This is a genomic window from Patulibacter sp. SYSU D01012, from assembly GCF_017916475.1.
GTDB lineage: Bacteria > Actinomycetota > Thermoleophilia > Solirubrobacterales > Solirubrobacteraceae > Patulibacter.
Map to the genome: position 1 here is coordinate 465,855 of NZ_JAFMTB010000002.1, position 22,915 is coordinate 488,769.

The 22,915-nt window shown below is 77.3% G+C and carries 18 protein-coding genes; 3 read left to right on the top strand and 15 right to left on the bottom strand.

Annotated features, from left to right (window positions below):
• Window positions 1-2 precede the first annotated feature (2 nt).
• The 14 genes from J3P29_RS19930 to J3P29_RS11690 all read right to left on the bottom strand — a co-directional run bounded on the left by J3P29_RS19930 (window position 3) and on the right by J3P29_RS11690 (window position 15,158).
• Window positions 3-890, bottom strand: a complete 888-nt coding sequence (locus J3P29_RS19930; RefSeq protein WP_210493559.1) for an ABC transporter permease — start codon at window positions 888-890, stop codon at window positions 3-5.
• Window positions 887-2,197, bottom strand: a complete 1,311-nt coding sequence (locus tag J3P29_RS11630; RefSeq protein ID WP_210493560.1) for an ABC transporter substrate-binding protein — start codon at window positions 2,195-2,197, stop codon at window positions 887-889. The genes J3P29_RS19930 and J3P29_RS11630 overlap by 4 nt, the downstream gene beginning before the upstream one ends.
• Window positions 2,194-2,958: an ATP-binding cassette domain-containing protein gene (locus J3P29_RS11635; protein ID WP_210493561.1), complete on the bottom strand. Its 765-nt coding sequence runs from the start codon at window positions 2,956-2,958 to the stop codon at window positions 2,194-2,196. Before J3P29_RS11635 ends, J3P29_RS11630 begins: the two co-directional genes overlap by 4 nt.
• Window positions 2,955-4,004 (bottom strand): acyl-CoA dehydrogenase family protein, encoded by a 1,050-nt coding sequence (locus J3P29_RS11640; RefSeq protein ID WP_210493562.1) that lies wholly within the window; start codon window positions 4,002-4,004, stop codon window positions 2,955-2,957. The genes J3P29_RS11635 and J3P29_RS11640 overlap by 4 nt, the downstream gene beginning before the upstream one ends.
• The gene (locus tag J3P29_RS11645) at window positions 3,994-4,539 is read right to left on the bottom strand and encodes a DUF4242 domain-containing protein (protein WP_210493563.1); all 546 of its coding nucleotides are present in this window, start codon (window positions 4,537-4,539) and stop codon (window positions 3,994-3,996) included. The genes J3P29_RS11640 and J3P29_RS11645 overlap by 11 nt, the downstream gene beginning before the upstream one ends.
• Window positions 4,540-4,739: 200 nt before the next feature.
• Complete coding sequence (gene murG, locus J3P29_RS11650; RefSeq protein ID WP_349239831.1) at window positions 4,740-5,834, bottom strand: undecaprenyldiphospho-muramoylpentapeptide beta-N-acetylglucosaminyltransferase; 1,095 nt, start codon at window positions 5,832-5,834, stop codon at window positions 4,740-4,742.
• Entirely contained in the window at window positions 5,749-7,134 is a 1,386-nt protein-coding gene (gene ftsW / locus J3P29_RS11655; RefSeq protein ID WP_210493566.1) for a putative lipid II flippase FtsW, read from the bottom strand. Before ftsW ends, murG begins: the two co-directional genes overlap by 86 nt.
• An 83-nt stretch (window positions 7,135-7,217) precedes the next feature.
• Window positions 7,218-8,195 carry a phospho-N-acetylmuramoyl-pentapeptide-transferase gene (mraY, locus tag J3P29_RS11660; RefSeq protein ID WP_210493567.1) on the bottom strand — a complete coding sequence of 326 codons (978 nt, stop codon included), beginning with the start codon at window positions 8,193-8,195 and terminating at the stop codon, window positions 7,218-7,220.
• Window positions 8,196-8,198: 3 nt separating this feature from the next.
• A complete protein-coding gene (gene murF / locus J3P29_RS11665) occupies window positions 8,199-9,500 on the bottom strand; it encodes a UDP-N-acetylmuramoyl-tripeptide--D-alanyl-D-alanine ligase (RefSeq protein WP_210493568.1) in 1,302 nt (433 codons plus the stop codon).
• On the bottom strand, window positions 9,493-10,971 hold the full coding sequence (locus tag J3P29_RS11670) for a UDP-N-acetylmuramoyl-L-alanyl-D-glutamate--2,6-diaminopimelate ligase (RefSeq protein WP_210493569.1): 1,479 nt from the start codon (window positions 10,969-10,971) through the stop codon (window positions 9,493-9,495). The genes murF and J3P29_RS11670 overlap by 8 nt, the downstream gene beginning before the upstream one ends.
• A gap of 44 nt (window positions 10,972-11,015) precedes the next feature.
• Window positions 11,016-12,725: a penicillin-binding protein 2 gene (locus J3P29_RS11675; protein WP_210493570.1), complete on the bottom strand. Its 1,710-nt coding sequence runs from the start codon at window positions 12,723-12,725 to the stop codon at window positions 11,016-11,018.
• Between the two features lie 85 nt (window positions 12,726-12,810).
• Window positions 12,811-13,674, bottom strand: coding sequence for a hypothetical protein (locus J3P29_RS11680; RefSeq protein ID WP_210493572.1), 864 nt, complete (start codon window positions 13,672-13,674; stop codon window positions 12,811-12,813).
• A complete protein-coding gene (rsmH, locus tag J3P29_RS11685; protein WP_210493573.1) occupies window positions 13,671-14,678 on the bottom strand; it encodes a 16S rRNA (cytosine(1402)-N(4))-methyltransferase RsmH in 1,008 nt (335 codons plus the stop codon). The genes J3P29_RS11680 and rsmH overlap by 4 nt, the downstream gene beginning before the upstream one ends.
• A gap of 3 nt (window positions 14,679-14,681) precedes the next feature.
• Window positions 14,682-15,158 carry a hypothetical protein gene (locus tag J3P29_RS11690; RefSeq protein ID WP_210495044.1) on the bottom strand — a complete coding sequence of 159 codons (477 nt, stop codon included), beginning with the start codon at window positions 15,156-15,158 and terminating at the stop codon, window positions 14,682-14,684.
• 628 nt (window positions 15,159-15,786) lie between these two features.
• Between J3P29_RS11690 and J3P29_RS11695 the strand changes: the two genes are divergently transcribed.
• Window positions 15,787-16,440: a tetratricopeptide repeat protein gene (locus J3P29_RS11695; protein ID WP_210493574.1), complete on the top strand. Its 654-nt coding sequence runs from the start codon at window positions 15,787-15,789 to the stop codon at window positions 16,438-16,440.
• Here J3P29_RS11695 and J3P29_RS11700 read toward each other — a convergent pair.
• Entirely contained in the window at window positions 16,437-19,706 is a 3,270-nt protein-coding gene (locus tag J3P29_RS11700; RefSeq protein WP_210493575.1) for a BTAD domain-containing putative transcriptional regulator, read from the bottom strand. The two genes, J3P29_RS11695 and J3P29_RS11700, sit on opposite strands and share 4 nt — an antisense overlap.
• A 117-nt stretch (window positions 19,707-19,823) precedes the next feature.
• On the opposite strand from J3P29_RS11700, the gene J3P29_RS11705 reads away from it, so the two are divergent.
• Together J3P29_RS11705 and J3P29_RS11710 are read left to right on the top strand one after the other, a co-directional pair.
• Complete coding sequence (locus J3P29_RS11705) at window positions 19,824-20,723, top strand: alpha/beta fold hydrolase (protein ID WP_210493576.1); 900 nt, start codon at window positions 19,824-19,826, stop codon at window positions 20,721-20,723.
• Between the two features lie 124 nt (window positions 20,724-20,847).
• Window positions 20,848-22,578, top strand: a complete 1,731-nt coding sequence (locus J3P29_RS11710) for a hypothetical protein (RefSeq protein ID WP_210493578.1) — start codon at window positions 20,848-20,850, stop codon at window positions 22,576-22,578.
• The last annotated feature ends 337 nt before the right edge of the window (window positions 22,579-22,915 follow it).

A 22,915-nucleotide genomic window follows, 5' to 3' on the forward strand; every position in this document is an offset into this window, starting at 1 on the left:
GGCTAGAGGACGGCCTCGCCCGTGGGCTGCTGCGCCGGGCCGGACGGCCCGTCGGCGGGTGCGCGCTCGTCCGCGTGCGCCCGGGCCAGCGCCGCGGACGCGCGGCGGCGCGGGCGGCGGGGCCGCAGCAGCGCCTGGGCGGCCAGGTCCAGCAGCAGCCCGAGCACGCCGATCGCCAGCACGGTGGCCATCAGCACGTCGTAGGCGAGCTGGTCGCGGGCGTTGAGGACGGCGTAGCCCAGCCCGGACTGCACGCCGAGCATCTCCGCCGGGACGAGGACGATCCACGAGACGCCGAGCGCCAGCCGGACGCCGGTCAGCGCGTGGACGCGCACGCCCGGCACGACGACCGTCCGCAGCACCTCGCCGCGGGAGGCGCCGAGCGAGCGCGCCGTCAGCAGCCAGTCGGGATCGAGGGCCCGGACGCCCGCCGCGGTGTTGATCACCACGGGCCAGACGGCCGCGATCGCCACGAGCGCCTCGACGGGGCGGCTGCCCACGCCGAGCAGCAGCACGGCGATCGGGGCCCACGACAGCGGCGAGGTCATCCGCAGCAGCTGGAACAGCGCGCCGGTCGCGCGGTCGGCGAGCGGGACGCCGCCGACGAGCAGGCCGACCGGCACGCCGACGACGACCGCGGCGCCCAGGCCGACGAGCAGCCGCAGCAGGCTCGTCCCCGCGTCCTGCAGCAGCGTGCCGTCGGCGAGCAGGTCGACGAGCGTCGGGAACGCCTCCTCCGGCGAGAAGCCGTGGGCGATGCTGTCCGGGGCGGGCAGCACGTCGGTGCCGACCCACCAGAGCCAGACGACGACGGCGAGCACCGCGAGCTGCAGGAGCGCGGTGCCGGCGAGCCGGCGGCCGCGGCCGGCCGGGGCGGTGCGGGCGCTCACGGGCGGATCTCCTCGCGGCGGGACAGGTCGGCGGGCAGGCCGAAGGCCGCGGGGCCGCCGGCGGCGTCGATCGCGGCGCGGACGAGCGTGTCGTCGACGAGCTCGCGGTGCGCGCGCCCGCCGTCGAGCCCGCGCAGGAACGACAGGTCGCCGTCGACGACCGTCTCGCGCAGCCGGTCGATCAGCTCGGCGGTGTAGGAGGGGAAGGGGTACGGCCGGAAGTCGATCCGCGGCTCCTGCCACTCCGGGTGGACGATCGCGCCGTCGCGGACGTAGGCCGGGTCGCTCCCGTGGGTGAGCGCCCGGGCGACCGCGGGCGCCGGCTGGGGCAGGTACCGCTCCCCCGTGAGGATCCGCGCCACGCCCGCGCGGTCGTCGCGGGCCAGCCGCTGCGCGCGGACGACGGCGCCGACGAGCGCGCGCGCCGCGTCGGGCCGGTCGCGGATCAGCTCCTCCCGGACCGCCACGACGCAGCAGGCGTGCTGGCGCCACACGTCGCCGGTGAAGCGCAGGATCCGGCCGATGCCCTTGACCTCGGCGACCGCGTTGAACGGGTCGGCGACGACGTAGCCCGCGATCGAGCCCTGCACGAGCGCGGGCGGCATGTCGGCCGGGGCCATCACCGTCAGCCGGACGGTGCGGTCGGCGGCGCGCGGCCGCCCGTCGCGGGTGGGGCGCAGGCCGCGGGCGCGCAGCAGGATCTGCAGCGCGACGTTGTGGACGGAGAACCAGCCCGGGATGGCGACGGTCGTGCCGGCCAGGTCCTCGACGTCGGCGATCTCGCGACGCACGGTGATCGCGGAGCCGTCCGTGTGGTTCCACGCGACGACCTTCACGGGCAGGCGCTGCTGGAAGCGCAGCTGGAGCGCGAGCGGCATGAGGATGTGGACGACGTCGACGGCGCCGCCCTGGAACGCCTCGGCCAGCGCCGGCCACGAGCGCAGGAGCGTCGGGCGCGGCACCTCGAGCCCCGCCTCCTCGTACAGGCCGCGGGCGTGGGCGACGAGCAGCGGCGCGGCGTCCGTGATCGGCAGGTAGCCGACCTTCAGGGCCCGGCTGCCCGACGACGAGCCCGTCCCGACGGCGGCGACCGGGGCGTCGGCGCCGGCGCCGCGGGCCCGGCTGGACCCGGTGTCGTACGCGCTGTTGCCGCACGCGGCCAGCACCCCCGGCGCGCCGACGCCCAGGGCGAGCGCGCCCGCGCGGCGCAGCAGCGCGGCGCGCGTCAGCGCCCCGTGGCCGCCGAGCTCGTCGGCGACGCCGTCGCTCAGCAGAGGCAGGTGGTCGTGGTCGTGCGGCACGGTCACGCGGCCTCCGCCGTGCGGGCGGCGCCGCGACCGGCCCGCACGCGCGTCTCGTAGAGCGAGAGCAGCTCGGCGCGGGCCGGCGCCGCCGCGAGCGCGTCGCGGTCCAGCCGCCCGGTGTCCCACGTGCGCGCCAGCCCCACCGCGCCGCGCAGCATGAGCCCGACGCGGTGGCCCAGGTGCAGCGCCTCGTCGGGGTCGTGGGTGACGATGACGGCGGCCACGCCGCGGCGGTCGACGAGCGTGCGCAGCCAGTCCTGCAGCGTCTCGCGGGCGGCCGGGTCGAGCGCCGCGAAGGGCTCGTCGAGCAGCAGCACGTCGGGGTCGACCGCCATCGCGCGGGCGACGGCGACGAGCTGGCGCTGGCCGCCCGAGAGCCCGTCGGGATAGCGATCCGCCAGGTGCGCCACGCCGAAGTCGACGAGCAGCTCGTCCACGTCGACGGCGGCGCGCCGGCCGGCGTTCTGGGCGAAGCGATGACCCAGGCGGACGTTCTCGCGGACGTCGAGCCACGGCAGCAGCGCGGGCCGCTGCGAGACCAGCACGGGGTGCCGGCCGTCGTCGGCCCGCTCGATCCGGCCGTCGCTGAGCGGCTCGAGGCCGGCGAGCGCGCGGACGAGCGTCGACTTGCCGCAGCCGCTGGGGCCGACGAGGGCGAACGTCTCCCCCGCCGCCACCTCCAGGTCCAGGCGGGAGAAGACGTCGGCGTCGGCGCCGGGGTAGCGCTTGGCGGCGCCCGTCACGCGGACGGCCGACGCGCTCACGCGGCCCTCCCCAGCTCCCAGCGCAGCTGGCCCTCCGTCGGCGACTGGACCGGCAGGAACGCGGCCTCGCGCAGGCGCCGGGCCGTCGGGCTGGTGCGGACGTAGCCGCGGCCGCCGACGACGGCCGACTCCACGCCGACCGCCTGCCCGACGAGCCGTGCGGCGTCGAGCCGCAGGCGCACGGCGTCGAGGATCGGCGCGGCGTCCGGTCCCGAGACCGCGGCGGCGAGCGCGTCGGCGTCGGCCTGCAGCGCGTCGGCGCGGGCGACGAGGTCGCGGTGGTCGTCCGCGAACTGGGCGCCCAGGCCCGTCAGGTGCCCGGCGGCCGCGCCGAGCGCCGCCCGCGTCACGCCCAGGCAGAAGGCGGTCTGCAGCACCAGGAACGTGCGGCGGACGCGGACCACGAAGTCGGGGAACGGCTCCGGGCTCACCGCGCCGGCCGGCACCCGCGCGCCCTCCAGGACGAGCATCCCGGAGTGCGTGGCCTCGAGCGCGAGCAGGTCGCGGGCGGGCCGGACGGTCAGGCCGGGCGTCGCGACGGGGAGCGCGACGACGGCCGCGCCGCGGCCCTCCACGTCGGCGGCCAGGACGACCGTGGCGTCCGCCCGCAGGTTCGACGCCCACGGGATGGCGCCGTCCAGGACGTAGCCGTCGCCGTCGGGGCGGGCGGCCACGCCGAGCGGCTTCAGGCCCAGCTGGGCGCAGAACCCGCTCGCCATCGCCGAGCTGCCGGGCCGCTCGCCGGCGGCGAGGGGCGCCGCGACGTCCGCGGGGAAGCCCACCGCCACGTACTCGGCGGCCATCCGGTGCCCCCACGCGGAGAACGCGGTGGCCATGCACTCCTCGGCGAGCGCCGCGATCACGGCGGCCTGCTCGGCGACGGTCCCCGGGTGGCCGGGCACGCCGAGCGCCAGGCGGCCGTCGGCGCCGAGCTCGTGCAGGACGTCCCACGGGTCCGCCTGCGCCGCGTCGACCGCCGGGGCGCGGGCCGCGACCCGCTCCCGCACCGCGGGGCCGAGGACGTCGGGCCGCAGCTCAGTCGCCATCGGCGCGGACGGCCGTGCCGCCGAGCTCGTGCACGCGCGAGACCGGCGTGTCGACGACCTCGCGGGCGCGGCGCACGTCGGCCTCGCTCTCCGCGTCGTAGAAGCACAGGCACTTCGTCATGTCCTCGCGCACGTAGGTGCGGAGGAACGCGACCTCGGGCACCTGCGCGTAGAGCGGGCTCTTCGCCTTCTTGCGCTCCAGGTACGTGTCCATCGTGAGCTCGGCGGGGAAGTCCCACTCGACGAGGTAGCGGGCGCCGGCGCGCGCGGCGCGGACCTCGTCCACCGTCGCGCCGACGAGGCGCACCTGGTCCGGGCCGGTGAACGGCCGGCCCGTGGCCTGGCCGACCCGCGCCGCGGCGTCGCGGTCGGGGGCCTCGATCACGACGAACGCGCGCGCCAGGTCGCCGGTGACGGACGCCTCGAGCACCTCGCCGCCCGCGTCCGGGGCCGCGGCCGCCGCCGCGTCGAGGAGGGCGTCGACCGCGGCGCGCTCGTCCGCGCCGGTCTCGACTTCGATCAGGAACAGGGACATGCCCCCACCCTAGCGGCTGAATTCCGGTCGACAATCCGGGTTTTGCCGCGCGCCCGCGGGATCGCGGGACGTACGCCGCACGCACGGGACTGCCGCGGGCTCCGGAGGCCGCCGCCGCGGCCGGCGGCCCGCGGCGCCTCGGGCCGTCGCGGCGGCCCCGGCCGACGGGCCCCGGTGCGCCCGCGGCCGGGTCACGGGGGTCAGCCGGCGGCGGCGAGGACCTCGTCGGCGATCGCGCGCGCGGCGTCCGGACGGGCGAGCGACGCGGAGACGGCGGCCATCGTCGCCAGTCGCTCGGGATCGCGCAGCAGGCCGAGGACCGTCTCGCGCAGCCCCGCGGCCGTCAGGTCGGCGTCGCGCACGACGACCGCAGCCCCGGCGTCGGCCATCCAGCGGGCGTTCGCGGTCTGGTGGTCCGCGGCGGCGTGCGGGTAGGGCACCAGGACGGCGGGCCGGCCGTGCGCGGTGACCTCGGCGATCGAGCCGCCCGAGCGGGCGACGACGAGGTCGGCCGCGGCGAGCGCCGGGCTCAGCGGCGACAGGTAGTCGAACAGCCGGTACGGGCCGCCCTCGGGCACCCGCGGAGCGAGCGCCGGGTGGTCCCGGCGGCCGGAGGCGTGCAGGACGGCGACGTCGACCTCGTCCCCCGAACCGTCGAGCGCCGGCGCGCGCAGGCCCGCGAGCCCCTCGACGGCCGCCTCGTTGAGCGAGCGGGCGCCGAGCGAGCCGCCGAAGACGAGGACGGTCGGCGTGCGCTCGTCCAGCCCGAAGCGGCCACGGGCGCCGGCGTGGTCCGTGAACGGCTCCGGCACGGGCCGCCCGGTCACGCGGAACGTCGGCTCGTCGCGCCCCGCGATCGGGAAGCCCAGGCAGACCCGGGCGGCGCGGCGGTGCAGCAGGCGGTTCGAGACCCCCAGGTGGCTGTCGGCCTCGGTGAGCACGAGCGGGACCCGGCGGGACGCCGCGGCCGCGCCGACGACGCCGGCCACGTAGCCGCCCCCGCCCATGACGGCGTCGGGGCGCACGTCGCGCAGGATCCGGCGCGCGGCGGCGACGGCGCCCGCCGCCTTGCCGACGGCGCGCGCGGCCTTCAGCGGGTTCGAGCGGCTGATGCCCTCGACCGCGATCCGCCGCAGCTCGTACCCGGCCTCGGGCACGAGCCGCGCCTCCTCGCGGTCCCCGCCGACGAAGACGACCCGGTGGCCGTCGTCACGAAGCGCGTCGGCGACGGCCAGCGCCGGCACCACGTGCCCCGCCGTCCCGCCGGCTGCGATCACGAACGTCCTCTGCGTCACCCGGGAATCGTGACGCACGCGCCGGACCGCGGTCCTGCGCCCGCGCCGAGGCGTACGCCGGGCGGCGCGCCGGCCGCGGTCCGGCGGGGGCGCGGCGGCCGCGGACGGCGCCCGGGCGCTCGTCCCGCACCGGCCCGCGGGCGCGGCCGCGCGGGTCGTCCTCGGGCTCCGGCGCCGGCTCCAGGTACGGGGTGCCGCGGGCGATGTTCAGCAGGATGCCGACGGCGCCCAGCAGCACCATCAGGTTCGTGCCGCCGTACGAGATGAACGGCAACGGCACGCCGGTCAGCGGGAAGATCCCGAGCACGACCCAGACGTTCAGCATCGCCTGGCAGATGATCACGCCGGTGATCCCGACGGCCAGGAGCTTCTGGTAGGTCCCGCGGGTGCGGTCGGCGATCCGCAGGCCCGTGTACGCGATGCCCGCGTACAGCACGAGCAGCATCAGGATGCCGATGGCGCCGAGCTCCTCGCCGACCACCGCGAGGATGAAGTCGGTGTGCGCCTCGGGCAGCCAGTCGGCCTTCTGGACGGAGTTGCCCAGGCCATTGCCCAGCATCCCGCCGGAGCCGATGGCGATCTGCCCCTGGATCGCCTGGTAGCCGGTGCCGGACGCGTCGGTGCTCGGCGACAGGAAGCTCGTCAGGCGCGCGATGCGGTACGGGTGCATCGCCACGAGCACGAGGGCCGCGAAGCCCGCCGCAGCGCCGATCGGCAGGAAGAACCGCCCGGGCATGCCCGCGGTGATGAGGACGCAGACGGCGGCGCCCACGATGACGATCGCGGTGCCCAGGTCGCGCTGGACGCCGGCGACGATCGCGATCAGCAGGCCGAGGGTCAGCAGCTCGATCCGCAGGTCGCCGAGCGTGCGCATCGGCCGGCGGCGCCGCGACAGGCGCAGCGCCAGGAAGGCGATCATCGCGAACTTCGCCAGCTCGGACGGCTGGAAGGTCAGCGGCCCGCCGCCGAGCCAGCGGTACGCGCCGTTGACCTGCTTGCCGATGCCCGGCAGCACGACGGCCATGCAGAGGACGAGCGACGCGATCATCACCGGGACGGTGATGCCGCGGACGAACGCGACGCCGTAGCGCGAGGACGCCGCGAGCAGCGCGAAGCCCAGGCCGCCGAACATGACGTACCGCAGCAGGTACTCCGTGCCGTTGGAGCCGTCCTTGAGGATCGCCTCCGAGCTGGACGCGGAGTACACCCAGATGGCGCCGAGGACGCAGAGGATCAGCACGAGGCCGAGCAGGCGCTCGTACTCGCGGCGGAGCTCGGGAGGGCGACCGTGGCGGGGCATCACCCGGAGGGTTCGCCCCCCGGCTTATGAACCCTCCCCCGCCCGGGGAGCTCGGCGCGCGGCCGCTCGCGGCGGCGCGGCCGCTACGAGATCGACTGCTGGAAGAGCGTGAAGCCGATCGCCGAGAACGCGATCGCGACGATCCAGAAGCGCAGGATGATCTTCGTCTCCGACCACGCCTTCATCTCGAAGTGGTGGTGCAGCGGGGCCATCAGGAAGACGCGCTTGCGGAAGGTCTTGAACGAGAAGACCTGCACGATCACCGAGACGGCCTCGAGGACGAAGACGCCGCCGATGACGATCAGCAGCTCCTCGGTCTTGGTCATGATCGACAGGCCGGCGACGAGGCCGCCGAGGCCGAGCGACCCGGTGTCGCCCATGAAGACCGTCGCGGGGTGGGCGTTGTACCAGAGGAAGCCCACGCAGCCGCCGACCGTGCACGCCGCCAGCAGCGCCAGGTCGCTCGCGCCCGTCGCGAGGTACGTGATGCCGATGTAGGCCGTCATGACGATCGCGGTGACGCCGGCGGCGAGCCCGTCGAGGCCGTCCGTCAGGTTGACCGCGTTCGACACGAACGCGACGACCAGGTAGATCCAGACGGGGTACGCCCAGCCCAGGTCGATCGTCAGGTCCAGCGTGCGGATCTTCACCGTCGGATCGAGCCCCGCCGGCCCGGTGACGAACCACCAGAGCAGCAGCGAGACGACGATCATCGATCCGAGCTTGCCCTTGCCGCTCAGGCCGAGGGATCTCTTGCGGACCACCTTGGTCCAGTCGTCGACGAAGCCGACGGTCGCCAGCCCGGCGCCCGTGACGAAGACGCCCATCGCCCGCCAGTCCGGGTCGTTCCAGTCCCAGAGGATGAGGAACGGCACCGCGATCGCGATGAAGATGATCAGGCCGCCCATCGTCGGGGTGCCCGCCTTCTTCTGGTGCCCCGATGGGCCTTCCTCGCGGATGTACTGGCCGAAGCTCTTCTCGCGCAGCCACTCGATGAAGCGCGGCGCCAGGAAGACGCACATGAGCATGGCGGCGGTGCCGCCGATCAGGATCTTCAGCACGGGTCAGCGGCTCCCGGCGCGCAGGGCCTCGGCGACGCGCTCCAGGCCGATCCCGCGGGAGGCCTTCAGCAGCACCGTGTCGCCCGGCTCGAGCAGCGTCGGCACCAGCCGCGCCGCGGCCTCGGCGTCGGGCACCCACTGGACGCCCTGGCCGAACCCCGTGCCGGTGTGGCGGCTGAGCGGGCCGACGGCCACGAGCAGCTCGACGCCGCGGTCGCGGGCGTGCGCCCCCAGCTCGGCGTGGTACCGGCGCTCGTCGGGCCCCAGCTCGAGCATGTCGCCGAGCACCGCCACGCGGCGGCCGGCGGCGGACGACGCGAGGTCGTCGAGGGCGGCTGAGGTGGACATCGGGTTCGCGTTGTAGCAGTCCACGACGACCACGATGTCACCGGGAAGGTGCAGGCGCTGGCCGCGCATCGCCGAGATCTCGGGGACGATGGGGCCGGACGGCTCGACGCCGATGGCGCGGGCCGCGGCGACCGCGGCCGGCAGGTTGCGGCGCACCGTGGTCGGCACCTCGCCGGCCAGCTGCAGGTCGGCGGGCACCTCGCCGGGGTCGGCGCCGACCGCGACGACCTCGACGCCCTGCGGCAGGTGGGGGTCGAGCAGGCGCTCGTCCGCGGGGACGATGGCCGTGCCGCCGGGACGGAGGTCGTGCAGCAGCTCGGCCTTCGCCGCGGCGATCGCCTCGATCGACCCGAGCAGCTCCACGTGCACCGGCGCGATGTTCGTGATGACGCCGACGTCGGGCTCGGCGATCCGCGCGAGCTCGGCGATCTGGCCGGCGCCGCGCATCGCCATCTCCAGGATCAGCACCTCGGTGCCGGCGGGGGCGCCGAGGACGGTCAGCGGCAGGCCGATCTCGGTGTTCAGGTTGCCCTCGGTCGCGACCGTGCGGCGGTGCGGGCCGACGATGGCGCGCAGCAGGTCCTTCGTCGAGGTCTTGCCGACCGAGCCGGTGATGCCGACGACGGTCGCGCCCAGGCGGTGGCGCCACGCGCGGGCGAGGGCGCCGAGCGCGGCGACGGGATCCTCGTGCGTCAGGACGGCGCCGCGGTCGGCGGACAGCGCGGCGTCGGCGTGCTCGGGGCGGACCAGGACGCCCCAGGCGCCGGCGGCCAGGACCTCGGCGGCGAAGGCGCCGCCGTCGACGCGCTCGCCGGGGATGCCGACGAAGAGGGCGCCGTCGCCCGCACGGCGGGAGTCGATGGCGACGGCGGCGGGGAACGTCGCAGGGTCGTGGGCGTCGCGGCGCAGCGCGGCGTCGGCGGCCTCGGCGATCTGGCGGGCGGTCAGCTCAAGCACGGGCGTCTCCCCCCGCGCCGGCGGTGGCGTGGCCCGCGGCGGCGAGGGCCTCCGCGGCGACGAGCCGGTCGTCGAACGGCACGGTGCGGTCGGCGAAGGTCTGGCCCTGCTCGTGGCCCTTGCCCGCGACGAGCACGACGTCGCCGGGCCCGGCCAGGGCGACGGCGCGCGCGATCGCCGCGTGGCGGTCCTCGATCCGCTCGACGGTCGCGCGCGGCGCGTCCATGCCGGCGAGCACCTCGTCGAGGATCGCGGCCGGGTCCTCGGTGCGCGGGTTGTCCGAGGTGGCGATGGCGACGTCGGCCAGATCGGCGGCCAGGCGGCCCATGAGCGGGCGCTTGCCGCGGTCGCGGTCGCCGCCGCAGCCGAAGACGCACAGCAGGCGACCGCCGCCGTCCGGCGCCTCGTCCAGGACGCCGCGGGCGGCGCGCAGGACGTTCTCGAGCGAGTCGGGCGTGTGGGCGTAGTCCACGAGCACCGCGAACGGCTGCCCGCGATCGACGGGCTCCAATCGTCCGGGCACCCGGCCGGCGTCCGCCAGCGCGTCCGCGGCGACGTCCTCGTCCACCCCGAGCGCGACCGCGACGGCCCACGCCTGCAGGGCGTTGCGGACGTTGAAGCGGCCGGTCAGCGGCGTCGAGAGGGTGCGGCCGTCGACGACGAAGGTGCTGCCGCGCAGGCCGGTGCGGACGTCGGTGGCCCGCAGCCGGGCGTCCTCGGCGTCGAGCGCGACGGTGATCGCGTCCGGGTGCGCGCCGGCCAGCCGGCGGCCGTACGGGTCGTCCACGTCGACGACCTTCGGGGCGTCCCCGGCGGCGGCGAACAGCCGCGCCTTGGCGGCGAAGTAGTCCTCCATCGTCGGGTGGAAGTCCAGGTGGTCCTGCGTCAGGTTGGTGAAGATCGCGGCCGCCCAGTGGATCGCGTCGGCGCGGCCGAGCTCGAGGGCGTGCGAGGAGACCTCCATGACGCAGGCGGCGTCGCCGCCGTCGAGCATGGCGGCGAACGTCGGCTGCAGGTCGATCGCCTCGGGCGTCGTCCGCCCGGCGTCGCGCTCGACGCCGCCGACGACCTGCGTGACGGTGCCGAGGATGCCGGTCTGCAGGCCCCCGGCCTGCAGCAGCGCGCGGACGAGGAAGGCGGTCGTCGTCTTGCCGTTCGTGCCCGTGATGCCGACCGTCCGCAGGCGCGCGGTCGGGTCGCCGGCCAGGCGCGCGGCGGCGGGCGCCATCGCGCGGCGCACGTCGGGGACGACGACCTCGGGCGCGCCCGTGCCGAGCGGGTGGTCGACGACGAGCGCCGACGCCCCCCGCTCGAGCGCCGCGGCGGCGAAGTCGTGGCCGTCGCGGGTGAAGCCGCGGACGCAGAAGAACGCCGTCCCCGGGCCGACGCGCCGGTCGTCGTAGGCGAGCGACGTCACCTGGACGTCGGCCGCCTCCGCGGGCGTCTCTTGCAGCAGGTCCCCAAGGTTCATGCGCCTACGAGCGTAGTGCGTCGCGCCGCCCCGACCCCGGCCGGTCACTTGTTCGTCGGGACCTGCAGGTACTGCATGGCGTAGCGGGCGATCTTGCCGAACGCCGGACCCGCCACCGTCGCGCCGTAGCCGCCGCCGGCCGGCTCGTCGGCGACGACGACGATGATGACCTTGGGGTTCGACGCGGGCGCGAAGCCGGCGATCGACGCGACGTTGCGGTTCTCGACGTACTCGCCCAGCTTCTCGTCGTAGACGTTGGACGTGCCGGTCTTGCCCGCCAGCGTGTAGCCCGGGACGTGGACCTCGGACGCCGTGCCGCCCGGCTCGAAGACGCCGGTGAGCATGCCGCGCAGCTCCTGCGCGACCTGCGGCCGCAGGATGCGCTTGCCCTTCGCGCGCTCGGCGGGCCGGCCGCCGACGGTCTTGAGCAGCGTGGGGTGCCGGATGACGCCGCCGTTGGCGATCGTCGCGTAGGCGTTGGCGATCTGCAGCGGCGTGACGAGCTGCCCCTGGCCGATCGGCAGGTTGCCCATCGTGGAGCCGGAGTAGTCGGCGACCTTCGGCAGCAGCCCCTGCTCCTCCCACAGGCCCAGCCCGGTCTTGGCGCCGAAGCCGAAGTTGCGCATCCAGCCGTCGAAGGCGCCCTCCCCGCGCTTGTCGTTGAGCGCCATGCCGATCTTGATCGCGCCGACGTTGGAGGACTGCGCCAGGATGCCGCCGGGGGTCAGCGTCTCGACGCCGTGGTCGTGCGAGTCCTTGATGACGCGGTCGGCGACCTGCATCTGCGGCGGGACGACGAACTTCGTCTCCGGCGTGACGACGCGGTCCTGCAGCGCCCCGGCGACGGCGACGGCCTTGAAGGTCGAGCCCGGCTCGTACGTCAGGCTCGTCGCCAGGTTGGTGCGGTACTCCGCCGGCGCGCCGGCCGGGTCGTTGGGGTCCACGCGCGGCCAGTTGGCCATCGACAGGATCTCCCCGTCGGGCTGCATGACGATCGCGGTGGCGTGCTTGGGCCGGTACGTCTGGCCCAGCTCGCCGAGCGCGTCCTCGGTCATCTTCTGGATGTTCGCGTCGAGGGTCAGCGACACGTCCTTGCCGGGGACCATCGGGCGGTCCGTGCGCGTGCGCAGGGTGTTGCCCGAGCCCGCGTTCGTCAGGGTCTCCTCGCCGTAGGTGCCCTTGAGCGTGTCGTCCAGGGCGTCCTCCAGGCCGGAGAGCGCCTTGTCGTCGTTGCCGTAGCCGCCGAGCAGCTGCCCCGCGAGCGGGCCGCCGGGGTACGAGCGGCGGTTGCGCGGCTCGTACGACAGGCCGGTCAGGCGGATCCCGAGCTTCTTCGCCCGGTCCTTCATCGCCTGGATCTTCGTCTCGGGGACCGAGCGGCCCAGGTACTCGAAGCTCTTGCCCGTGGTCAGCGCCTTCAGGACCTCGTCCTCGTCGAGGCCCAGGCTCTCCGCGATCACCTGGGCCATCTGCGCCGGCTGCTGCGGCGGCTTGAGGGTGCGCAGCTCGAGCACCTGCTTCGAGCTGACCGCCACGTCGGCGGCGGGCTCGGACACCGCCAGCGGCGTGCCGTGCCGGTCGGCGATCTCGCCCCGCAGCGCGAGGACCTTGCGCTGGGTGACCTGCTGACCCGTGGCCCGGACGCTGAGCGTGTCGGCCTTCGCCAGGGCGAACCAGACGGAGCGCAGGCCGGCGAGGGCCACGAGGACCATCGCGACGGTGAAGAGCACGCGCAGGCGGCGGTCGGCGTACATGCCGCCCTCTTCGCCGCGCGGACGCCCGCCCCTTCCCGCGCGCGCGACCCTGGCGGGCCGGCGCTCGCCGCGGGCCCGCCGGCCGCTAGCCGCCCGCCGGGACGCCGGGCGTCGGCGTGCCGGACCCCGTCCCGGCGGCGCCGGCGCCGGCGCCGGCGCCCGCGGCAGCGGAGCCGCTGGCCGCGCCGGAGGTCCCGGACGGGCCGGCGGCGGTGGAGGAGCCGGCGGCGGCGGACGAGGACCCGGCGGCCCCGGCGGCGGCGGTGCCCGTGGCGCCCGGCGTCGCGCCCGACGGCGATGCGGCGGCCGCCGGCGGGGCCGTCCCGGCGCCCGGGGCGGCGGTCCCGTCGGTCGCGGCGCCCGCGCCGGCCTCCGGGTCGTCGCCGTTCTGCTCCGAGACGTTCGGCGCGGGCTTCCAGCCGGCGGCCGGCGGCGCGACCGCCTGCGCGGCGCGGCGGGCGTCGACCGTGCCGGCGTCGACGTACCCGATGCCCTCGGGGTCGGGCATGACCATCCCGGCCTCGCGGCCGTAGGTCGTCACCCGGTCGGGCGATCCCAGCTCGGCGACCTCGCCCCGCAGCGCGGCGGTGCGGCGCTCGAGCGCGCCGATCTTCGTCTCGCGCGCGGCGATGGCCTGGTTGGTCTGCAGCGTGGCGGCGTGCAGCGCGATGACGCCGCAGCCGAGCACGAGGATCGCGGCCAGCCACGGCCGCCCGCCGGTCAGGCGGCCCAGCAGCAGCGCCGCCAGGCGCACGGGCACGAGGGCCAGGCGGACCGGCAGGAGCGCGACGCGCACGCCGAGCGGCGCGTCGGTCCGGCGCCGCGGGCCCGGCGCGCGGCGCGGCGCGGCGGCCGGCGCACGGCGGGGGGCGGGATCGGGGACGGCGCGCAGGCGCGGGCGCACGACCCGACGACGGGCCTGGTGCTCGTGGATCGGCGCGGCGCTCATGCGGCGACCTCGTCGACGATGCGGCGGGCGCCGCGCAGGCGGGCGGAGCGCGAGCGCGGGTTGCGCGCCTCCTCCTCGGGCATCGGCGCGACGCCGCGGCGCGGGCCGATCAGCTCGGCCTGCGGCTCGTGGCCGCAGACGCAGACGGGCAGGTCGGGCGGGCAGACGCAGCCCTGCAGCAGGTCGCCGAAGAAGCGCTTCAGGCGCCGGTCCTCGAGCGAGTGGAAGGAGATGGCGACCAGGCGGCCGTCGCGGTGCAGCAGGTCCCAGGCGGCGGGCAGCGCGCGGTCGATCTGGCCGAGCTCGTCGTTGACCGCGATCCGCAGCGCCTGGAAGGTGCGCTTGGCGGGGTGGCCGCCGGCGTAGCGGGCGGGCGTGGGGATCGCGCGGGTGACGACGTCGACCAGGCGGCCGGTCGTGTCGATCGGCGCCTTCGCGCGCTCGCGGACGATGGCGCGGGCGATCTTGCCGGCGTAGCGCTCCTCGGCGTACTCGCGCAGCAGGCGCGCGAGCTCGCGCTCCTCGGCGGTCGCCACCAGGTCGGCGGCGGAGGGCAGCTCGGCGCCCTCCTCCCCCAGCCCCATGCGCATGTCGAGGGGCGCGTCCTGGGTGTAGGCGAAGCCGCGGTCGGCCTGATCGATCTGCATGGAGGACATGCCGAGGTCCAGGTACGCCCCGTCCGCCCGGAACCCTTCCTCGCCGAGCCGGGCGAACGCCTCGGCGAACGGCGCGGCGACGATCCGCACGCGGCAGGGGGCGTCGGCGGCGAAGCGCTCGGCGATCGCCAGGGCGACCGGGTCGCGGTCGACGACCACGAGCTGCCCCTCGGGACCCAGCCGCTCGGCGACCAGGGCGGCGTGGCCGCCGGCCCCGAACGTGCCGTCGACGATCGTCTGGCCCGGCCGCGGGTCGAGCATGGCCACCAGCTCGTCGGCCAGCACGGGCAGGTGCGGCGCGCCGGGCTCCTGGCCGTCGGCGTCCGAGCGCTCCGACGGACCCGCCATCGGTCAGCCCTCCGCGGGCGGGTCGAACGGGAAGGGCTGGGCGCCGATCTCGTTCGCGATGTCGAGCATCGCGCTCTGCAGGTCGGGCGCGTAGCGGGCCCAGCCCTCGCGGTCCCACAGCTCGAAGCGCCGGCCGGAGCCGACGAGCAGGACGTCCTTGGAGGTGATCTTCGCGTGGTCGAGCAACGGTCCCGAGATCGTGACGCGTCCCTGGCCGTCCAGGTCGGCCGGGGTCACCGCGGAGTTCAGCGAGCGCTCGATCTGGCGCGTGCGCGGGTCGAGCGGGTGACGGCCGCGGAGGGACGCCTCGACGAAGCGGCGGTAGTCCTCCACCGGCTCGATGCCGACGGCGGGCACGTCGAAGGAGCGGACGAGGACCAGGCCGGCCTTGAAGGGCTCGCGGAACCGCGCCGGGATCGTCAGGCGGTTCTTCGCGTCGAGCGTGAGCTCGAACTGGGACTGGAGCTGGAGGTCCGACAAGGCGGGTGACCGGCGAGATGACCGGTGCGAGCCGGGCCGGGTGCGGTGGGAGGAACCGCGCCCCGGCCCGACTCGCTGAGCGGAATGTACCCCACTGCCCCCCACCACGCACCACGATTTCGCCCCAGCGCCCCACTCGACCGTACCGGCGCCTCCGGCGGAACACGCGTTCGCACGACGTTTCTCCCGCTAGCACCGCAGAACTTGACCTGAGACAGGCCGTTTCATATCCCGTTGCAAGATCCGGTGCACGGAGAAATAGGAACGGGCGTTCGTCGGACGGACGCCGATGTTCGGTCCCGTTCGGTCGGCGCGGCCGCGTTCGAGGCCTCGTACGGGGGCGCGGTGGCGAGCCGGTGGGGCGATGTGGGGCACCTCGGTGGGCCGCGGTGGGGCGGTGGGGCGCGGTCGTCCGGCGGCGTCGGATCGGGTGCGGTCCAGGGCGCGTGGGCGGGCCGGCCGCGGCACGGCTCTCGCCCGCGAACCCGCAGGCGGCGGCACCGCGCGCGTGGTGCCGAGGGCGCGCGACCCGTCGACCGCCGCACGGCTGCTCCCGCCCGCGGACGCGCGGGCCGTCGCGCCTCCGTGGTCGCGCCGGCGCCCAGCTCCCGCGGGTACGGTCGGCCGCATGGCCGCCGTCCCTGATCCCTCCCCCGCCGTCCGCCGGCTCGACGCCCTGGACGCGGTCCCGTCCGCGGCCGGCGTGTCCTGGTCCGCGCTGCGCGACGCCGTCGGGTTCACCGGCGCGGCGGCGAACGTGTTCCGCGCCGACGGCCCGGGCGTCGTGCTCGTCGAGCCCCACGACGAGACGACGAGCGGCGCGGCGGGGCACGACGAGCTGTACGTCGTGCTGACCGGCCACGCCGTCGCCCGCGTCGACGGCGCGGAGCACGACGCGCCCGCGGGGACGCTGCTGCGCGCGGCGCCCGGCACGCCCCGCGAGCTCGTCGCCCAGGAGGCGGGCACCACGGTGCTGGTGGTGGGCGGCGCGCCGGGCGCCGCGGGGCCGCCGTCGGCGTGGACGCGCTGGACGCGCGCGTACGCACGGCACGAGGCGGGCGACACGGCCGGCGGCATCGCCGAGCTCGAGGCGGCGCACCGGGACCACCCGGGGCACCCGCTCGTGCACTACCACCTGGCGTGCCTGCGCACGGCGACCGGCGAGCTGGCGCGCGCCCGCGAGCACCTGGCGGCGGCGAACGCGGGCGACCCGCGAACGGTGGCCTGGGCGCGCCGCGACGACGACCTGGCGGCCCTACGGGCCGACCGCCCCGGCGACTAGCCGCCCAGGCGGCGCAGCCCGTCCGCCGCCTGCGCCGCCCAGTGCGGCGCGCCGACGCGGCCCGCGACCGCGGCGGCCCGGCGCAGGTGGGCCGCCGCGTCGCGCGGGCGTCCGAGCGTCTCGGCGAGGGCGGCCAGGTGCAGGGCGACGGGGCCGGTGGTCACCATCCCGCTGCCGGCGCCCGCCAGCTCGTCCGCCGCCGGCAGGAGCGCGGCGTGCAGGCGCTCGGCCGCGGCGCGGTCGCCCGTCCGCACCGCGGCGACCGCCTGCAGCGTCAGGCGCGCCTCGAGCAGGACGTCCCCCGGCGAGGCCGGCGTGCGGGCCGCCGCGGCCCGGGCCGCCTCCGCGTCGCCCTCGGCGAGGAGCAGCAACGGCCGCACCCAGGGCGCGTACGGCCCGAAGGCGGCGTCCGCCTGCGCGGCATCGACCCGGGGCAGGTCGAGCGCCAGGAGCGCGAGCGGGACGATCCCCGCCTCGACGCCCGGCATGCCCGCGCCGCGCAGCCGGACGCCGAGCGTCCGGTAGGCCGCGCGCGCCTCGTCGTGCCGGCCGCGGATCGCCGCGCGCAGCGCCGCGTAGCCCGCCGTGAACACCGCCACGAGCGGCAGCCCGTGCCGCGCCGCGAGCGCGTCGGCGGCCGCGGCGTGCCGGTCGGCGGCGTCCAGGTCGGCGAGCGCCGTCCGGGCCTGGAGCACGACGAGGTGGCCCAGGACGGCGTGGGCGGTCAGGCCCTCCCCCTTCCCGGCGATCGCGAGCAGCTCCTCGCCGATCGCCGCGCGCTCCGGCGCCAGCCCGGCGCGCGAGAACGCCTGAAGCCAGCGGGCGTTCAGCGCCAGCGCGAGCAGCGCCGGGTCGCCGCTGCGGCGGGCGAGCGCCTCCGCGGCGGCGGCCGCCTCGGCACCCCGCCCCGCGTCGGCGCGGCGCTCCGTCGCGATCGCGGCCAGCAGGCGGGTCCGGTGGACGTCGTGACCGGGCGGCAGCGCTGCGAGGGCGTGCTCGGCCGCGTCCGCGATCCTGGCCGCGAGCGCTTCGTCGTCGTTCGTCGTCCACGCCGCCGGGACGACGGAGGCGCCGATCGCCTCGGCGACCAGCACCGGGTCGCCCAGCGCCTGCGCGTCGTCGAGCGCGGCCGCGCGCCGGCGGCGGGCGGTGGCCAGGTCGCCGCCGACGGCCGCGGCGCGGACGAGCCCCATGCGGGCCTGCAGCCGCGCCCGCGGATCGGCGCTGCCGCCCCGGTGCTGCGCGTCGAGCGCCGCCTGCCACCACCCGGCCGCGTCGGCCGGGGCGAAGCGCGCCTCCGCCCGCTCCGCCGCGCGGCGGGCGTCCCGGGCGACGTCCTCCGCCGGCGCGCGGTCGCCGGCCCGCACGGCGTGGTGGGCGATCGCCTCGGCGTCGTCGGGCCGCCGCGCCCGCAGCGCCGCGGCGGCCGCCGCGTGCCAGCGCACGCGGCGCGCGACGGGCACGTCGTCGTGGACGGTCTCGCGGACCAGCGCGTGGGCGAAGCGCAGCCCCGTCCCGTCCTCGGTCAGCAGGCCGGCGAGGAGCGCGTGCTCGACGGCGTCCAGGACCGCCTCCTCGTCGCCCACGAGCGGGACGAGGACGTCCAGATCGACCGCGTCGCCCAGGATCGCCGCGCGCCGCAGCACGCCCAGGGCCGGCGCCGGCAGGCGAGCCAGGCGCTGCCGCAGGACGTCGCGCACCCCCGCCGGCACGGCGTCGAGGCCGGCGAGCCCCTCGGCGTCCCACACGCGCGCCAGCTCCCGGGCCAGGAACGGGTTGCCGCCGCTGCGCGCGTGGATCGCGCGGGCGTCCGCCTCGGGCAGCGGGCGGCCGACGACGCCGGCCGCCAGCGCCGCCACGGCGTCGCGGTCCAGGCCGCCCAGGTAGACGCGGGCCGGCTCGAGCCGCGCCGCGCGGGCGAGCGCGTCGGCGAGCGGCGTCGGCACCTCGGTCGTGCGGTACGTCCCGACGAGCAGGACGGGACCGGCGGCCGCGTCCCCCGCGACGGCGGTCAGGCGACCGAGCGTCTCCTCGTCCGCCCAGTGCAGGTCGTCGAGGACGACGAGCACCGGGCCGCGGGCGGTCACGGCGGCGAGCGCCTGCGCCGCGGCGCGGTGGCGCCGGAAGCGGGCGGCCAGCGGGTCCGCACCGGCGTCGCCGGCGTCCGCCGCGGGCGTGCCGAGCGTCGCCTCGACCTGCGCCCAGGGCCACGCGTCGGGCGCACCCGGCAGCTCCGGGGCGGCGCCGCGCCCCGTCCGCCACCCGGCGGCGCGCAGCCGGCCGGCGAGGGCGTCGGTCAGCGCGGTCTTGCCGGCTCCGGGGGCCCCGGAGACGACCGCCAGGCGGGGCGCGCCCACGGACCGGACGCCGTCGGCGGCCCGCAGCAGGGCGGCGAGCTCGGCGTCCCGGCCGACGACGGGCGGCGGCCCGGTGCCCGTCGTGCCGGCCGCGTCCGCGCGGCCCGGGTCTTCGCGGACACGTCCGGCCCCGGCGGCCGCGCCGGCGCGGTCGAGGGCCGGCGACTGCGCCAGCAGGTCGGCCTCGAGCGTCCGCAACGCGGCGCCGGGGTCCAGGCCGGCGTGCTCGCGCAGCGCCGTGCGGGCCCGACGGACGGCGGCGAGGGCGTCGCCCTGACGTCCCGCCCGGTACAGGGCGAGCCCGAGCAGGCCCCACCCGGGCTCGTGCAGCGGGCGCTCGCCGACGAGCGCCTCGAGCGCCGGGACGGCGTCGGCCGGGCGGCCGAGGGCCAGGAACGCCTCGGCCCGGCGGGAGACGGCGAGCGCGCGCAGCTCGTCCAGGGCCGCGGCCGCGGCCCGGCCCCAGTCGTGGTCGGCGGCCTCGGGGTACGCCGGCCCCCGCCACAGGGCCAGCGCGTCGTCCAGGCCCGCGAGCGCCGCGTCCGCGCGCCCGGCGGTCAGGTCGTCCCCGGCCGTGGCGACGAGGTCCGCGAAGCGCCACGCGTCGACGTCCTGCCGGGCGGCCCGCAGCGCGTAGCCGGGCGCCACGGTCACGAGCAGGCGGGCCGGACTCCGCGGCGGACGGTCCGGCTCGAGCGCCTTGCGCAGGGCGCCGACGAACGTCTGCAGCGCACCCAGAGCCCCGTCGGGCGGGTGGTCCCACAGGTCCTCGACCAGCGTCGCCGCGGGCACCACGCGGCCCTCCGCGACGAGCAGCCGCGCGAGCACGGCGCGGTGCCGGGGGCCCTTCAGGTCGACGACGCCGCGGGCGTCCTCCGCCTCGAGCGGCCCGAGGACGCGGAACCTCACCGGCGGCACGGGCGGCGCGGGGCGGACACGGTCGGGACTGTAGCCGCGCGTGGCCGGGCGCCGGCCGCTGCGCGCGCGCTGATCGGCCGCTGATCGGCGCGCCGCAGCATGGCCGTCATGAGCACCCCCGCCGCCCCGTCCCTCCCCGGCATCCCCGGCTTCGCGACGCACCGCGTGCCCGTGGCCGACGGCGTCGCCCTGCACGCGGCCGTCGGCGGGACCGGCCGCCCCGTCGTCCTCCTGCACGGCTTCCCCCAGACCCACCTGATGTGGCGGCACGTGGCCGCCGACCTGGCGGCCGACCACACCGTGATCTGCCCCGACCTGCGCGGCTACGGCGCGAGCGACGCGCCGGCCGAGGCCGACGGCGACACGTACTCCGCGCGCACGATGGCCGCCGACGTCGTCGCCCTGGCGCGCGAGCTCGGGCACGACCGCTTCGCCCTGGCCGGCCACGACCGCGGCGCGCTCGTCGCGGTGCGGGCCGGGCTGGACCACCCGCAGGCGATCACCCACCTGGCGGCGCTCGACGTGCTGCCGACGATCGACACCTGGGAGGTCCTGCACGGCACGACCGCCGCGGTCGCCTGGCACCTGTACCTGATGGCGCAGCCCGCCGGGCTGCCCGAGGCCCTGATCGCCGGGGCCTCCGACGCCTTCTTCGGCCACTTCCTCGACGTCTGGACCCGCGACCCGGACGCGATCCCCGCCGACGTGCGCGCCGCGTACCTGCAGGCGTCGCGCGCGGCGATCCCGTCGATCGTCGCCGACTACCGGGCCTCCGCCCACGCCGACGTCGCGCACGACCGCGCGGACCGAGCAGCCGGCCGGCGCCTGACCATGCCGGTGACCGTCCTGCAGCAGGACTGGGGCGCCGAGATGGCCTACGACGCGCGTGCCCGCTGGAGCGCCTGGGCGCCCGACCTGCACCACGAGACCGTGACGTGCGGGCACTTCATGGCCGAGGAGGCGCCCGCGCAGGTCGTCGCCGCGCTCCGGGGGCTGCTGACGCGCTGACGCCCCGCGAGCGGCCATGCGCCACGGCTCCCGTGGGACGCGCGGGGCGAAAGGCGTCTCACGACCGCTCGGAAGCCCGTAGGATCGGGGGCGCCCGCATCCCCGACCAGGCGGACCTAGCCCCATGACCGCGAACTCCCTTCCCCGCTCCGTGCGCCGCGCCGCCCCCGTGGCGGCCATGCTCGCCGGTGCGCTGGCCGTGGCCGGCTGCGGCGGCGACGACAAGAGCGCCGACGAGCCGCCCGCGAAGGCCACCCCCGCGTCGGCCGCGCAGGCCGGCCAGCTCAAGGCCGCGCTGTCCGACGACGTGCCCGCGAACGCCGCGGCGTTCGCCGAGACGTCGATCCGCCCCCAGGGCGACACGAAGGCGACGATCGAGCAGATCGCCGGCATGTTCGGCGTCCAGGACCCGGGCGACGAGCTGATCAAGGCGCTCGACATGGACGAGCCGCTCGACAGCGGCAAGACGTTCAAGGACGACGTCCTGCCCCTGCTCGGCGACCACGTCGGTGGCTTCGTGCTGGGCGGCAAGCCCGCGGGCAAGCAGCCCGTCGACGCCGCGGTCGTCGCCGAGGTCAAGGACACCGCCAAGCTGGAGCAGATCCTCGCGCCCGAGATGAAGGACGCGAAGAAGACGACGCTCGACGGCGCCACGGTCTACCGCGACGACGACGTCGTGGCGTGGTTCGGCGAGGACGAGCTCGTCGTCGGGACCGAGGCGGGCGTGAAGGCCGCGATCGCCGCCGCCAAGGGCGGCACCCTGGCCGAGAGCGAGCGCTACAAGGGCGCGATCGCCCAGGTGCGCGCCAGCGGCGACGCCGCGGCCGTCGTGTGGGCCGACCTGCAGCAGGCGGACACCTTCAACCGCGCGTTCAAGGTCAAGACGAAGGCCCGCGCCGCGCTGTCGTCCCGCGCCCAGCGCGACCTCGGAGGCTCGTTCGGCGGGTCCACCCCGATGATGCGCGGCTGGTCCCTCGACGGCGGCCAGATCCCGAAGGTCGACGCGACGGTCGCCGCCGCGATCCTCGGCAAGCCGGGGCGGATCAAGGTCGAGACGGGCGGCACGCTGCCGGCCGACATCGCCCAGGACGGCGCCCAGTCGGCCAAGGACGGCGCGGCCGCGGTGGCGAACCTGCCCGCCGGCTCGTGGTTCGCCGCGGGCGGCAGCACCAGCCTGAACGTCTACAAGGGCACCGGCCAGGATCCGCTCACGGCGCTGAGCCAGATCCCGGGCGTGAAGATCTCCGACCGCCTGAAGGACGCGCTCGGCAAGGTCCGCACGGCGGCGATCGGCGTGCGCGGCGACAGCCTGATGTCGATCGGCGGCGCGGTGACGATGTGGATGGCGGACGCCGCCTCGGCGAAGGCGCTGCTCGACGAGCTCGCGTCGCTGGCGCAGAAGAACGGCCTGCCGGCGCAGGACCGCGACATCGAGGGCGCCGACGCCGCGAAGGTCGCGCCGCTCGGCCAGCTGCCCACGCAGCTCGCCGCTGCGGTGAAGGGCGACACGTTCGTCATCGGCCTGGGCACCTCGTCCGTCGAGGCGGCGCTCGGCAAGGGCGGCACGCTCTCCGGCGAGCAGCTCTACAAGGACGCGCAGGCGGCCCTGGGCGGCGACGCCCCGATGGTGCTCGTCAAGCCGCAGGCGTTCGGCGACCTGCTCAACGGCGTCGCCGGCATGGGCGGGCGCATGGACCGCGAGACGCAGCAGGCCATGCAGGTGCTCAGCCGCATCAAGCTCGTGGCGGCGTCGCAGGCCTTCACCGGCCCGAAGACGTTCCGCGGCACGCTCGTCGTGGACTACGACGGCTCGGCCCCCGCGCCGGCCGGCACGACGACGTCGCCGGGCCGCTAGGCCCGGCTCTCCCGGGCGCCGCGCGGCGCCCGGCCCACGTCGCGACGGGCGCCCCACGGGGCGCCCGTCGTCGTTGCGGGTCCCGCCCGGCGGCCCCGTCGACGGCCCGCGACGACGGGCCGATCGCGCAGGGCCCGCGCGATGGCGGTGGCCGTGGGTGCCTGGTGGTGGCGGCGGGCGGCCGCGGCCGGTGGGCGGCGTTGGCCGGCGGGCGGCGGTAGCCGGTGGGCGGCGATAGCCGGCGGGCGGCCGCGGCCGGCGGGCGGCGGTAGCCGGCGGGCGGCGGTAGCCGTGGCCGGCGGGCGGCGACGGCGGGTGTCCGTGGCCGGCGGGCCCC

Coding starts and splice junctions, on each gene's coding strand:
- J3P29_RS11640 (WP_210493562.1), bottom strand. CDS start 4,004: ATGGCGACTGAGCTGCGGCCCGACGTCCTCGGCCCCGCGGTGCGGGAG.
- J3P29_RS11645 (WP_210493563.1), bottom strand. CDS start 4,539: ATGTCCCTGTTCCTGATCGAAGTCGAGACCGGCGCGGACGAGCGCGCC.
- ftsW (WP_210493566.1), bottom strand. CDS start 7,134: ATGCCCCGCCACGGTCGCCCTCCCGAGCTCCGCCGCGAGTACGAGCGC.
- J3P29_RS11670 (WP_210493569.1), bottom strand. CDS start 10,971: ATGAACCTTGGGGACCTGCTGCAAGAGACGCCCGCGGAGGCGGCCGAC.
- J3P29_RS11675 (WP_210493570.1), bottom strand. CDS start 12,725: ATGTACGCCGACCGCCGCCTGCGCGTGCTCTTCACCGTCGCGATGGTC.
- J3P29_RS11680 (WP_210493572.1), bottom strand. CDS start 13,674: ATGAGCGCCGCGCCGATCCACGAGCACCAGGCCCGTCGTCGGGTCGTG.
- rsmH (WP_210493573.1), bottom strand. CDS start 14,678: ATGGCGGGTCCGTCGGAGCGCTCGGACGCCGACGGCCAGGAGCCCGGC.
- J3P29_RS11695 (WP_210493574.1), top strand. CDS start 15,787: ATGGCCGCCGTCCCTGATCCCTCCCCCGCCGTCCGCCGGCTCGACGCC.
- J3P29_RS11705 (WP_210493576.1), top strand. CDS start 19,824: ATGAGCACCCCCGCCGCCCCGTCCCTCCCCGGCATCCCCGGCTTCGCG.
- J3P29_RS11710 (WP_210493578.1), top strand. CDS start 20,848: ATGACCGCGAACTCCCTTCCCCGCTCCGTGCGCCGCGCCGCCCCCGTG.